Annotated in this window: 6 protein-coding genes; 3 read left to right on the plus strand and 3 right to left on the minus strand. The window is 46.5% G+C overall.

Features of this window, described 5'->3' with window-relative positions:
• Positions 1-11 precede the first annotated feature (11 nt).
• The gene (locus tag BN3279_RS03365; RefSeq protein ID WP_059049235.1) at positions 12-1,940 is read left to right on the plus strand and encodes an LTA synthase family protein; all 1,929 of its coding nucleotides are present in this window, start codon (positions 12-14) and stop codon (positions 1,938-1,940) included.
• Positions 1,941-1,984: 44 nt separating this feature from the next.
• Here BN3279_RS03365 and BN3279_RS03370 read toward each other — a convergent pair whose 3' ends face one another.
• The 3 genes from BN3279_RS03370 to BN3279_RS23315 all read right to left on the minus strand — a co-directional run bounded on the left by BN3279_RS03370 (position 1,985) and on the right by BN3279_RS23315 (position 10,337).
• Entirely contained in the window at positions 1,985-3,091 is a 1,107-nt protein-coding gene (locus tag BN3279_RS03370; RefSeq protein WP_059049236.1) for a response regulator, read from the minus strand.
• Positions 3,091-6,144 (minus strand): sensor histidine kinase, encoded by a 3,054-nt coding sequence (locus BN3279_RS03375; RefSeq protein WP_059049237.1) that lies wholly within the window; start codon positions 6,142-6,144, stop codon positions 3,091-3,093. Before BN3279_RS03375 ends, BN3279_RS03370 begins: the two co-directional genes overlap by 1 nt.
• A gap of 158 nt (positions 6,145-6,302) precedes the next feature.
• A complete protein-coding gene (locus BN3279_RS23315) occupies positions 6,303-10,337 on the minus strand; it encodes a DUF8202 domain-containing protein (protein WP_082672912.1) in 4,035 nt (1,344 codons plus the stop codon).
• A 314-nt stretch (positions 10,338-10,651) separates the two neighbouring features.
• On the opposite strand from BN3279_RS23315, the gene BN3279_RS03385 reads away from it, so the two are divergent.
• Complete coding sequence (locus BN3279_RS03385; protein ID WP_232436740.1) at positions 10,652-13,804, plus strand: copper amine oxidase N-terminal domain-containing protein; 3,153 nt, start codon at positions 10,652-10,654, stop codon at positions 13,802-13,804.
• Between the two features lie 160 nt (positions 13,805-13,964).
• Complete coding sequence (locus BN3279_RS03390; protein ID WP_059049238.1) at positions 13,965-14,456, plus strand: RDD family protein; 492 nt, start codon at positions 13,965-13,967, stop codon at positions 14,454-14,456.
• Positions 14,457-14,561: the final 105 nt, after the last annotated feature.

A 14,561-nucleotide genomic window follows, 5' to 3' on the forward strand; every position in this document is an offset into this window, starting at 1 on the left:
AGATGGGGAACATGATTACGAACAACCGATATAAATTTATAGAAACCTTCGTGCTGCTGGGTGCGAAGTTGTTATTGCTACGAACCTTCTTTTATGGTGGCATTGCCGTTCAGGGACTGCCCGCGGAGTGGTTGTCGGTAGTAGCGTTGTTATGTCTGATAGAACTGGTGACACCGGTACGAGGCAAATGGGGCGTGTATTTCGCCTTCAATCTAATGATGTCTATGGTCTTCTTCGCGGCCACGGTATATTTTGCCTACTTCGGGACCGTCCCGACCTATGCCGTGTTAAGCGGGATTAATCAGGTGCCCGAGGTCAAGGCCAGCGTAGCTTCCTTGCTGCGGCCCGAGCAGTTCCTTTACTTTGTGGATCTGCCGGTCTTGGTGGGCATAAGAATTGTGCAGGGGCTTCAGCGTCGTGGCCAGGGGGATCGGGTCGTCGGACTGCGTTCCGTGCAGGGCTTAAGCTTCCGGACAGACCGGCCGCGGAGGGGCTTGTGGCGGAAGGTTGCGATTTTGTCCGTTATGGTGGTCTGCCTGCTGTTATCCAGCCTGTATATTCGTACCGGCAAGGCGATCGACAACGAACTGGTGCGTGCGGAAAATGTCGGCTTCTTCAACTTCCAGGTAGATGCGGCCATTCGTAATCAGGAAGAAGAGCGTCTGATTGCTGAGGGTAATCTTCAGGAGACCGTTCTCAAGATTCAGCAATTGCAAAACAGTTACCCTTACCAGTCGACGCCGGGGCAGGGCTCGCCCTATTTCGGCGTGGCAGAGGGGATGAACGTTATCGTTATCCAGATGGAGTCGTTCCAGAACTTCCCGATTCATTTGCAAGTAGATGGCCAGGAGGTGACGCCTGTTCTGAACCAGTTGGCTCAGGAAGGAGTTTACTTCCCACAGGTCTATCAGCAGATCGGTCCGGGCAATACGTCAGATGCCGAGTTTATGTCAAATACATCAATCTATCCAACAGCGACCGCAGCGATGTCGACCAGCTTCGGCGACCGTGAGCTTCCCAGCCTGCCACGGCTGCTGCAGGCTCACGGCTATGCGGCGAATACATTTCATATCAACGATGTGACTTTCTGGGATCGCAATCGCTTGTATCCGGCGCTGAACTTCGATCAGTATTACGACAAGCCGTCTTATACCAATGATCATTTCAATGATTTCGGAGCCTCAGACGAGGAAATGTATCGGGTGGGTATAGAGAAGCTGGCTGAGCTTAAGGCCCAGTCCAAGCCTTTTTACGCCCAGTTTGTCACGACATCAAGCCATAATCCGTTTATCGTTCCCGAGGATCAACGCCATATCAAGCTCCCTGCTGATCTGGAGGGAACGATGCTCGGCAACTACATCACGGCCATCAATTATACGGACTATGCGATTGGTACGTTGATTGAACGTTTGAAGGAGGCTGGGATGTGGGAGAACACCATGCTGGTGTTCTACGGGGATCATTTCGGCTTGCAGGAGAAGGATGTACCCGCTGCGGAGATTCAGGAGAAGCTCGGGGTCGCTTACGATGAACGAATTAGCCGTTTCAATATCCCCTTGCTTATTCATGTTCCCGGTCAAACGATGGGCGAAGTATCGCCCCGTACCGGAGGGCAGGTGGATATTTTACCGACGATCACCGGCTTGCTAGGGATATCGCTGAAGGATGAGGGCTTTGTCGCACTGGGCCAGGACTTGTTGAGCGTTGACCGCAATGTGATCGGGATGCGTTACTACCTGCCGACCGGCTCGTTCTTCAACGATGAGGTGATATTCGTGCCGGGGGCGGGCTTTGATGATGGCTCGGCCGTCTCGCTGGATTCCTTACAGCCGGTGACGGATCTGGAGTCTTATCGCAGTGACTACGAATATATTACGGAGCTAATGCGTCTCTCCGACGAGTACGTTAAGCTGCTGCCCAAGCGAGGCAATGCTAACTAGAGATAGAAGGAGCGCCAGTCTTATTCGGGACTAGGCGCTCCTTATCATGGTTTAAGCATGTAATCTTTGAACCTAGCCTGGATTTTTGCAGGAACAGGCATTTCAATTTCTGCCAGCTTTGCTTCAATCGATTTGAAATATTCTGTACACTTTTGTTTGTTATCTTGCTGAATGAATACCTCTAAGAGCAGGCCCATATAATACTCGTTGTATTCATCTAAATCAAGCAACTTTTGCAGACAACTATAGTATAATCCTGCATTAACTGAACCATTGTTTGTAATGTATTGTTGAAGCGTTTGGATGACCTTTTCTTTTAGATGAGTCTGAATTTGAATCGCCCATGGATATTCGGCATCAGCAAGAAAGTCATCTTCATAACAATCGAGAAGCTGTTGAATAGATTCATCTGTGTGCTTGTCTTGCCTCAATAACTGATTTAGCACTTCATAATCGCTCCTGATCTCCAGCTTCAGTTGATAATGTGTATTCATCAATTGAAGCCCATCCGGACAGCCATTCTCTTTGAGCAGTTTTCTTAATTGATAGATTGAAGTGTGCAGGTTTTGAACAGCCTTCTTCAATTCTAACTCCGGCCATAGCTCTTCGATTAGCACCGCGTTGAGCACAGGCTTTTGCTGGTGAATCCACAAATAAATAAACAATTCACGTACTTTCTTGGTTCGCCATTTAATGACCTGTTGGCTAGTATCCAGTAGGTAGAAACTACCCAAAGTATGTGCGTACATATAGGGAGCCTTTATTTTCTGATGCATAGCAGCATCGTCTAACTTTTTTTGCGATTTAGTTAATGCTTTGATGAGCCGTTTCTCAGGAACAGGCTTGAGTAGATAATCGGTAGCTTCAATCTCAAAGGCATCCACAGCAAATTGAGCGTGTGCCGTTACAAATATAATCTGTAATGAAGGCTGTCTTTTCAAGAGCTGCTTTGCAACCTGCAGGCCATGCATATCAACCATCTCTATGTCCAGGAACATGATATCAATAGGTTCTTTCGCCAGAAATAACAGGGCATCTGTGGCGTTGGTAAAAGCACCCTTAATATGGATGTCGAACTGTACCTGTCGTTTGAGCAGCATGCTTAACACATCAATGGCTAATTTTTCATCGTCCACTATAATGATATTCATCATCGACCACCCTCAGGTAACAGGATAACAATTCTCGTATATCGTCCTTCTTCACTGTATACATCCAGCGTGGCATGCTTAATCAATTTGAATTTTCTAAGAGGATTCGCGAAGCCAATCCGGGTACCTTCGTCATTAAGAAGTTGTTCCAACTTCTGGGCAGGTATGCCCACGCCATTATCATAGATCTCAATCTTAACCAAGGCCTCTTGCCTTCGGACGCTGATTTTAATTGTGCCGCCTTCATTTTTTTTAGACAGACCATGAATAATCGCATTCTCCACCAAGGGCTGCAAGGATAAGGCAGGAATCATGAGTTGTATAGATTCATCAATGTCGTAGTGAACGGTCAGGCGCTCACCCAAACGCATCTTCTCAATAGATAAATAGGCTTGTACAAGCTCCAATTCCTCCTCAATCCAGACCATGCTATTACGATAATGAACATTAAGCTTCGCACGGAAGTAGGTGGATAGGGAGTATAGTGCTTCTCTAGTTTGGTCCATGTCACTATAGCTCAAACCAATAATGCTATTGAGAGTATTGTAGACAAAGTGTGGGGCTACCTGGGTATACAAATAATTCATCTCTACCTCAATAGCATCCAAGGAAGTTTGGCGGACAGCCAGTAAGGATTCGACACGCAGCAGGAACTCATCTCTGGTGACGGGCTTTTGCAAGTAATCATTAACTCCTAATTGCAGAGTAAGTGTTACATCCGAATGCTGCATAATCGTCGTCAACACAATAATCGGAAGCTCCAACATATCATACTGCGAACGTACTTGCTTACATAAGTCATAGCTGGACACATCGCCCACCATCATATCAATGACCATGCAGTCTACGTGGTTAGTTGCCATGTAGTCGATGGCATCCACACTGTTATCAACACCGATAACGGTATAGCCCTTTAACAGCAGCGTATCAGCCAGCACCTTCAGGTTGATGTGATGATCTGCTACAACCAGTACCTTACTCTGGTTACCCTCGTGAACAAAGGGCAAGTCCAAATGTAATGATCCTGAAGCAGAAGCATGGTCTATTCCCAGCGAGTTTTCAATGCTAACCATCTCTTCCGTGGCCAGTGGCATAGTGAACGTAAAGAGACTTCCTTCTCCTAAGATACTCTTTACGTAAACCTCACCTTGCAATTGATGCACGATATTTTTCACGATGCTTAACCCTAATCCCAGGCCTTTCTTGAGATCATTATTCTTCACTTGATAAAAGGCATCAAAGATATGGTCTACGTCCTCAGGAGGAATTCCAATACCCGTATCACTGACTTCAATAATCATTTGTTGATGCTGTGGATAGGCGGTAACCTTGATCTCTCCTGCTCGGGTATGTTGAAAAGCATTATGCAATAGATTGTATAGCACTTGCTTAAAGCGCAATTCATCCGTCAGCATGGGCGGAGCGTTGGAATCTATCTCAACGATTAGGCGGATATGTTCGCTGTCTGTCATTGAATTGCGGATCTCCGTTACAACGTCATTAATAATATTTATTGATACAGCCCGGCGGGAAATACGCAACTCTCCAGACATGTGACTAGACGAAAATAAGAGATTATCCACAAGATGCTCCATACGTTGCGTAATATTATGGATTAAAATGACTTGCTCCTGTTGCGTGCGTTTCAAGGGGCCTTGAGCACCTTCCATGAGCAATTTGGACAAATTTAGAACTCCCTCCAAAGGGGTACGCAACTCCTGTGACGTTTTTAGCAGAAATTTATTTTTCATTCCGTCCTGAGTGATCAATTCCTCCGACACGGCTTGCATCTTGATAAAAGCGGCATTAGCACGATAGTTTAAGAGTGAGGCAAAGCTCACTAGAATGCATAGAAAAAAAACTAACGGACTGTAATTTAAAGGTATCTCAGTAAAAAAATCTAATATGGTCAGCGCAGAATAGCAGCAACTCGCTACAAAAGTAATGAGTATATACGAAGCGCCTTCCAGCTTTTTCCTCATAATTTGAATCATAATTTTTGCCAGGTAGATGATAGGGGGAACCGCCCAAATGATATATAAAATTTGATTAAGAATAATATTTTGTTGGTTGGCCTCGCTCTTGTCCGGAGCTAACGGGTTATAAATACCATAAATAAAAAAGAAAACGAATAGTTCAGTAATCATCAGGTACATCGATTTTCTCTGAACTACCTTTGGATACATGACATGAAGAAAAAGTGTGGTGCAGATGAGTATTAAGGGGATGACGCCCAATTGAAGACGCAGTTGATTTACCGTCGATACGATAGGAAACATTTGAAAGAATATTTTCTGCTTAATTATGGATAGAAAAAAGCTTATCAGCAGCATGGTCAGACCTAAAAATAATTCTTCTTTTCTACGTCGATTTTGACCATAACTGATTAGAAAAACAGCACCGCAAGTGAGGTGTCCAATGCTAACTAAGGTATATATCCAATTTTTGCGTTGATATAACTGGTCAATCTGTTCTTTGGTGCCGAATTCTACCGGATAGTTAATCCCGGCCTTTGAATACTGATTATAGCCGGCTACATGGACCAAAATATCCAATTCACCCTGCTGACTTTGGCTGTATACCGTAAAATTATCGTCAATTGCCGATTGGAATTCAATAAAAGACTTACTGGGATTCCCCTTTCCGCCTACCTCAATGCCATTAATAAAAATTTTGCTTGAGGAATAGACCGACTGAAAAAGCAAGCTGTATTGTCCTTCCTTTGGAACCTTTATGGAAAGATGATAGGTTCCGACTAATGGACCTGCTTTATGAAACTCGAAGTGGTCCTTCCACTTATCGGGAACCTGCATAAGCATGCGGCTATCAGCGTATATTTCAAGCGGTTGATCAACCGGAATTAGAAGATTGGGATAGAAAGACCATTGTCCGTTTAGCTTGATTGTTGATTGCAACTGGTTGCTTTGGATAACGACGGCTCCATGGTTTACCGGATTAGAGCGGGGGCTAGTCAAGTATGGTCCGTTCTCTATTGCTAAAACAACAATGAACAATAAAACTATACTTGCTGTGATAACAACATTTTTCTTCATAGATTCATCCCTACATAATTTGTCGAATATTTACGAATATCGCTGGTCAAGTGCTAGTATATAATAAATCCCCTCCGCGTGAGAACCATTCAGGCTACTTTATGTAGCCTGAATGGAGCTCGCACGGAGGGGGCAGAGAGCTATTATCTGTCGGTACTTTAGTAGCTATTAAGCTGTTCTTTATGATCCTGATCAACTATATACGTATGTGATTTTGCTGCTTCTTCAATGTCATGAAATGCCCAATGAGTCAGACTCACATCCGGAAAGCTTGGAACAGACACGCCATATAGAGGTCCACGTTCAAACATGCGGTTGATCATTACGACAGCTTGGGCCCGGGTTAAGGAAGCATTTGGTGCAAAGCTGCCGTCTTCAAGTCCTTGAATAATGCCGGCCGCACGATTTGCTTCAATAATCCATTGTGCCCAGTGATCTTGGGTGTCATTGAATGTAATCAAGACATTATCCGCTACCGGAAGCTGTTTGTAATTGGCTACCACAGTGGCCATTTCTGCACGTGTGATATTTGCCCCTGCATGGAAATTACCATTCTGGTCTCCGTTCATGATTCCCTGTTGCTTCACGAAGGCAATCGCTCCAGCAGCACTATGGCCTGTGGCTACATCCTTGAATGGTGATGTTTCTACAACTTGACCATCGGTATAGCCTAAGATCCGGGCAATCATGGTAGCTACTTGCGCTCGGGTCACGTTCTTCTCAGGACCAAAAGTTCCATCGGCAAATCCTTTAATATATGCATTGTGCGTACCGGTTCCCGAAGGATCAAATTGAATAATTGTAAAGGTGCTGAACTTGTCCACCGTGAAGCGCAATCCATAGGCGTCCTTCTTCGTAGATACCAACTCTGGAAGAACGACCTTCTTCTCTCCATCGGTGTGCTCGATAAATACGCCAAGCTGTGCTAACAGGGCATCGCGTCCAGCCTTGCTGCCCGGTACATCAATGCCTTTCAATGGCAAGGTTACTTGAACGGGACGGCTTGGCATATTCGTCTCAATCGTCATCGGGCGTGCTACAACATGAACCTCATCGGTTTGCAAGGTTTCACGAACGACTTGTTCTGCTCTTGCCCGTTGTTCAATCAGTTGGCGTTCGCTTTCCTTCTTGACCGGAACCAGACGGAAATAGAAGTCTCGGTCTATATCACTTATGGAGCTGGCAGGAATTGCAATATGACCATTTTCAGTGGCAATCTCTAATGACAAGCTGTTGTCTCGCAGGATTTGCAAGGATCCTTTCGAGACTTTAATCGTCGTTTCATCTACTTCATCCTTGGCATCAGGAATGACGATACGTGCGATATGATTGCCAATCTGCTTGGCCTTCTCGGCGGCTTCGTTAGCGACTTTTTCCGTAAATGCTACCAAGTCGGCTGTTTGACCGTTGGCTCGCTTTGTACGTTCAATCTCGATGGTTGTTGTTTCTAACGGATGTTCACCATCGATTTCCAATTCAATTTTGACTTTTGTCTTTGTATCAGGGTTTGGTTCTGGTGCTGGTGAACCTCCGCCGCTATTTCCACCCCCACCGCTGCCTGGGCTTGAAGAGTCTGCCTGGCGGTAAACCTTAATGGTGTAGTGCTGGGATTGTCCATTTTGATCCAAGACGGAAATAATAATGATATTTTCCCCGACACGTAAAGGAATTTGATCAAGCGTTCCTGCCTGTCCATTTACGGTAGTCGTTATTTTAGCGCCTTCCTCTACGGGAATGGCTGTAAAATCAATGGCTGCTGTTGGATATCCCACCGTCATGGTATAGTTCGCTATCTTTGTTTGGAAGCTTGGACTTAGCGAGCCCCCCGTTGGAGAAGTCAAGTTACTCAAGCCCTTCCCAAGAGCTATAAGTGCATCTTGTGCTGCTGTTAGATGAGCAAGTGCGGCATCAACCTCTCCCTGCGTTGCATCAGGATCAATTAACACTCTATTTGCCAGCCATAATGCATCTTGATAATGGCCCCAACTCTCTGCAGTGTAGGTATCCTCTACCAGAGTATCAGCTTCTTTTGCTTTGTGTTGCAAGGCTGTTTTGTCGACGATCGGCTGTGAGTCTACCAGGAACGTATGCTGCTTGGTTGCCGTTTGCTGACCATTTGTTGCCGTGGCGATAATGGTGTAGGTGCCGTTCGGTAAGCCGGTTGGCAGTGTATAAGGCCAGGACCATTCGCCGGTTGTGGGATTAACCGTTGCAACGATATCTTCTAGTACATTGTCGCCTTGATCATTCTTTAGCGTAAAGGTGACGGAAGACGGGAGAAGCACATCTACCAAGCCCCCTATGGTCGGGTAGGTGTCTGATGTGACTGTATCCGGCTGCGTGATTTGCAACCCATCGTCGTATGAACCCAGCTTCACTAGATTATCCTGTGCCTGCTGCAGTTCTGCTAGTGCGGCATCTACTTGTGCCTGCGTTGCTGACGGATTAGCCAGAACTAATTCAGCAGCTTCCAGAGCTTGCTCCAGGTTGCTCCAGCTTTGCGCTGTGTATTCCTGTTCTACTAATGTTTTCACTTCGTCTGTTTTATTTTGCAAGGCAGTTTTATCTACGATTACTAACTTTTGCTCTCTAGTGACCGTATCCCCATTTTTGTCAGCGGTCACAACAATGGTATATTCGCCAGGGGTTAAATCTGTAGACGGAACGAAGCTCCAACTGTCGCCAGTGACTGTAGCTGGGCCAGTGGTTATGATATTACCTTGCTTATCTTTAATGACCACCGTGACCGTTGAATCGGGCTGAACCTGACCACCGATTTCGGTTGGTGATTGATTTACAATTTCTCTACCCGGTTCGGTAATAGTCAAGCTTGCTAATAGAGCATCGTCTACAGCAAAGGTAAAATACTGACCATTTTCCAAGGTTGCCTTGGTGACAAAATAGTCTACGCCGGCCACCGTTAGCTCTGTCATAGAGTAAGGGGTGGCTGAAGCGAAGTCAGTTGCATTTGAGCCAATGAACAGTGTAGGAACGGATGGAACCGCTGCTTGAGGAATGGCGATGTTGACTTCACCAATATTCCCTGTATTTTGCACCTTCCAGATTCGCTCGGTTTGATTTTTATGTGTTGTGCCAACCGGGGTTGTGAATTTTAATTCGACATCATTATCGGCAACGCCATTATCTCCCCAAATTAAATATTGCTTATCTGTCAGCGTACCTTGGTTGCCAATATTCGTGTCAGTCAGGGTATTAAGTCCGATTAATACTTGGGCAACTGCGTTAGTATTCTCCGCTTGGATGCTATGACTTTGCTTCTGATATAAGCCTTGGGCATCATCACGTGCAATTCCGGCAATGTTGCTAGCATACTCTGGATCTGCTACCCAGACAGGCTGATTGCTGGTGTCTACGTAATTGCTGGCGCCATTATTTAAAGTCATGCCATATTTGAGAGCAAGATAGCTGTTAATTCTGCTTCGTTCAGAATCATTTGCCTTCTCGTTTAAGACGATAACCTCGGCGATATTTCCGTTCATATTGCCCATATTACTACCGTCTGTAAAATTGTTTCTTTTACCGATTTGTGGAATTCCATTGATGGTGGTGCTATTAGTAGCAATAGTAGAGTTTACATCGCCGCCGTTCTTTTGATAAAGCTGCTCAGTAGCGTTCCAGATATGATATTGTTGGTCTTCCGGAGCAGGTACCGTATTATAAGGCGCAGCTCCAGTGTATAAGTAGTTAGCATAAACCCAGAAATAATATTGAGCCGATGAACCATTGGGTAATATGCTCGAAAGAACAGTTCCTTTGGTTATTTGACCATTGGGACCGTTCGTTAACCCATTCCACATGGCAACGGTGTAGGCCTCTTCCATCGTAATTCCAGTGTCTCCCTGGAGATAACTGAATCCGTCAAAGGCTACGGAAGGATTGAAGTTCGTCGTGGTATTTTCAAGTTGGGGCGTTCCCGCTATCGTAAACTGATTATGCGCAGAAGCATCTGCCCACTGAGAGACAACTCCGTGGTCATCCGCAACAATGTCGCCATCTGCTTTTACCCATAATGATATTTTCGAAGCATCAATACCACCTGGAAGAGCGGTTGTAGAAGCAGCCTCTGCTTTGCTTGAGAATACGCTCAGGGACAAGCTGCTGGCAATGAGGGTGAAGGCAAGAAAAGTGCTGAAGCTACGTTTCCACCGATTAGGACGTTCTATTGTACGCATGTTCTCCTCCTAGAATGAAAAATGAAAAACACAGAAATAAATCTAGTACCAATGCTGACTTTTTCTTCAATTATTTCTGCACTGTGATATTGCTCATTTATCTCCTCTCTGACTTCGGATATAATTTCATATTTTATAAAAATGTCCTGAACAAAATCTGCACATCGATCTGTACAAATTCTGAACAACTCAAAAAAATAGGTAATTTTGCTTAGTTAGGCAAATGACAGCAACTTTTACGTAAGATCAAACGTCAAATTGGGCAAGAGATATTTCTTATTCGCTCTATTCACGAGCCTAAGGAGGATGAATTTGTGAAGAAACTATGGGCTTCACTTCTAGCCGCATTACTAATTGTACCTATGTTGTATCAGCCGCAAGCCTCGGCTGCTACACCGATCAGCGTTTATATTGACGGCAATCGCTTGGCTACCGATCAGGCGCCGGTGGTCGTGAGCGGGCGGGTCATGTTGCCGATGCGGGCCATCTTTGAAGCGTTGGATGCAACGGTCAACTATAACCAGACGCTGAAGACGGTAACGGCGTATAAGACAGGCACAACCGTCGTACTCAAGTTGAACTCACGTTCCGCGACGATCAACAATGAGGCTGTGCTGCTTGATGTACCAGCCCAAAGCATCAAGGGCAGAACGCTGGTCCCTGTACGCTTCGTCAGTGAAGCGCTCGGTCAGCAGGTAGATTGGAATAGTCAGTCCAAGAGAGTAACGATTAATACCGGTTCGGGTGGCGGAGTTGGCGGCGGAGACACGCTTGATCCTAATCCGGTAGCCTATGTATATGGCCGGGATGTGGCTAACCACGGAGATGGCCGTGATTTGGAAGTAAGCTTCTCCAAGTCTTCCAACGAATCTCGTGTAGATCATTACCGGATTATGATCGTTAAGGCAGCTAATGCTTCCGGCTTTAATCTGGCAGCCGCCCAGAAGGTGGCTTCAGGCAACTATACCAGCTTAGCACCTTCGGGCTCAGACCCGGCCCTGGTACTCTCTTCTAACGCCAAGGATGTGGATGGCTCGGCGATCCGTGAGAACCAGGCTTATGTAGCCTTTGTTCTGGCAGTGGGCAAGGGGAATAGCGGCAGAACGCTGTCGACAGCCTCTCCATCTGTGACTTTACAGAACAGTTCGGCGGTTGCGGCAGCATCTAATGTTCGTGCCACCGATGTGAGCGACTTCGGAGATGGCCGTGATTTGAGTGTGAGCTTCACACGGGCCAGCAGCGAAGGCAGCATCGCAAATTATCGTGTATTCGTGGTCAAGACGAAGGATGCCTCGAGCTTCAACCTGACCGCAGCGAATAAGGTACCTACCTCTTATTCAACGGTGGTGTACAAATCGGGTAGCAGCACGACCCTTACAGGTCAGTTGACATCTTCGTCCCGCGATACTTCGGGCGAATTGATCAAGTCGGGCGTATCCTATACCGTGTTCGTACTGTCGGTCAGCAATGCGGGGACAGCTTCCAGCAAGCTATCCACGGGTTCATCGGCCATTACTCTTAGCACTGGCTCGATGATCTCCCCGGTCATTACGCAAGTAGAGGATTGGAACGACTATGGGGATGGGCGCGACTTGCGCATCAGCTTCAACCGGATTTCCGATGAGTCGAGAATTAGCTCTTATCGCATTTTCGTAGTTAAATCCAGCGATTATGCCAGCTTTAGCTTGGCCAAAGCTAATACGGTGTCCAGCAGAAACTATATTCAAGTGAACAAAACAGGGTATAACATCTCTCAATATGCCTTGCCTTCAGGTGCAAGGGATGTTGATGGTACCGCTATTCGCAACGGCGTAGGATACCGTGTGTTCGTCATGGCAGTAGGTACGGGCTCCTACGAGGGAAGCAATACCTTGTCCTCGGCTTCAAGTGCGATCACGCTGACGAATGGCAATAGCGTAAGCACCGTATCTAATCTGAATGTCAGTGATGTGAGTGATTTGAACGATGGCCGCGATCTGCGTGTATCATTCAATCCGGCTGCGGACGAATATAATATCAGCTCTTATCGAATTCTGGTCGTGAAGGCGTCCGATGCCGGGAACTTCACCCTATCCAGAGCCAACAATGTATCTCGTTCCAACTATACCGAGGTTAGTAAGACGGGTTATACTCAATCCCTGGTACTTGGCTCAGGAGCTCGGGACGTGGATGGCGCAACGATTCGTAATGGCGTTAGCTACCGGGTGTTTGTTCTTTCCGTAGCGAACAACAACTATAACTTGAATAACGCTTTATCCTCTTATTCGTCGGCTATCACGCTGTCGGGCAATACGATTGCTCCAGCGTCCAATGTTACGGCAGCGGATATTGGTAACCAGGGAGATGGTCGCGACTTGCGCGTATCCTTCACCCGCTCCGGTGATGAGTCGAAGCTCAGCCACTACCGGATTTTGGTGGTGAAGGCGAATAATGCAGGAAGCTTTGACTTGAGTCGCGCCAATAATGTGGGCAATACCAATTACACTTATGTAGGCAAAGGCGGTTCAGGATCAACGCTGACGGTGGATCTTGCTGCAGGAGCCAGAGATGTGGATGGAGCAACAATTCGTAACGGGGTTAGTTACCGGGTATACGTATTATCCGTAGCGGCAACCGGTCAAGGCAGTAATGCTCTGTCATGGTACTCTCAGGAAATTACCTTGTCCGATAGCGGCCAAGTGCAGGCCGTATCCGGACTGTATGCACAGCTTGAAGGCAACAGCGGAACCTACCGTGATATCATCGTTAGCTTCAACAAGCTGGCTAATGAGAGCAATGTAGTGGAATATCGCATCCTGGCGGTTCCACAAGCGAGTGTTGGAAGCTTCCGGTTAGCAGATGCTAACGATGTACGGTCAGCAGACCGTTACACTTCAGTAACACCGTTTGGGTCAAATGTTCGGATTCCGTTGCAAACCTCGAAGGATGTTTGGGGGAATGAACTGACAACAGATACCACGTATCAATTCTTTGTGCTCACTGTAGCGCAAAGCGGTGGTACCAATGCCTTGTCACAAGCCTCCAACGGTATCAAATTGGTGGTAAATTCGAACAATGTAGCGGTCGCTCCTGTGACTCAGGTGAGTCCGACATCAGAAGCAGATCGGATTTCCGTAGCGTTCAACCCACCTACGGATAACCGTTATATCAACTCCTATGTAGTGCTTGCTGCACCGGATGGACAGTCGTTGAATCTGGATGCTGCCATTCAGTTGGCGAGCCGAGGGGCTAGTGTATCTGCAAGTAATCAGGGACCAATCACAGCGATTGTTACGCAGGACGTGAATGGCAATGCATTAAATCCAGCTACTGGAGCATACAATATCTACGTGTTGTCGGTTCCTGATATGGTAAACGCCAAGCTGTACGCCTTGTCTTCGGGAACGAGAAGCAATGTGTTTGTACCAGCGCAAGGAGCCGGAGAACTCACACAACCGGCTGATACTTCAGAGCCTGCAAATTCCTAATACAAGGTTGGCTGCATAACTAGCATAATCTTAGATACCATCAGGAAGAAGAGCGGTTGCCGAGTTAAGGCACCGCTCTTTTTCCTAGTTTCTCCTTGTTAAGCATCAAGCTGGATTATCTAAAATAAATGCCACTTTGGGTAGAGAGGAAGGGGTTAATATGTCTCAAGTGATGTCGCCACCGAGCTTCTATCAAAGTCCGGCCTGGCCGCCTTCGACCCCAAGACCGGAGGAAGGAGAGCTAGGGCACAACAGAATGTTTTATCCCAATCCAGACCCCGTCTATGTTGGCTTCTGGAGGAGAGCCCTGGCTTATCTGATTGATTTTCTTATTCTGTGGGCGATTGGAGGGTTATTGCCTATCTCCGTCTGGGGTGAGAGAGTGCTGGATATGATCTATTTTGTGGCTTTACCCTGCACGGCCTGGCAAGCCACGATCGGCAAGCTTGTGGTGGGAGCCAAGATTGTGGATGAAGAAGGACAACGCCTATCCATTCTCCGCTCTTTAGGACGTTATTTTGCCCAATTTATATCGGGAATTCTTCTGTGTATCGGTTACATCATGATTGCCTTCTCCGCAGAGAAGCGTGGCCTGCATGATCACATGTGCAATACATATGTATTGAATAAGGACTCGGAGCTGTACTCCTGAATTGTAATTTTTTTCACGCGTAGTGATCTTCTTCATTCTGAACTGCCAAGTGCAAGTGATAACATGAGATTACTTGATGGCGGCAGCACGTTAAAGCGTCAAGTG

This window comes from Paenibacillus senegalimassiliensis (genome assembly GCF_001486585.1).
Taxonomy (GTDB): domain Bacteria; phylum Bacillota; class Bacilli; order Paenibacillales; family Paenibacillaceae; genus Fontibacillus; species Fontibacillus senegalimassiliensis.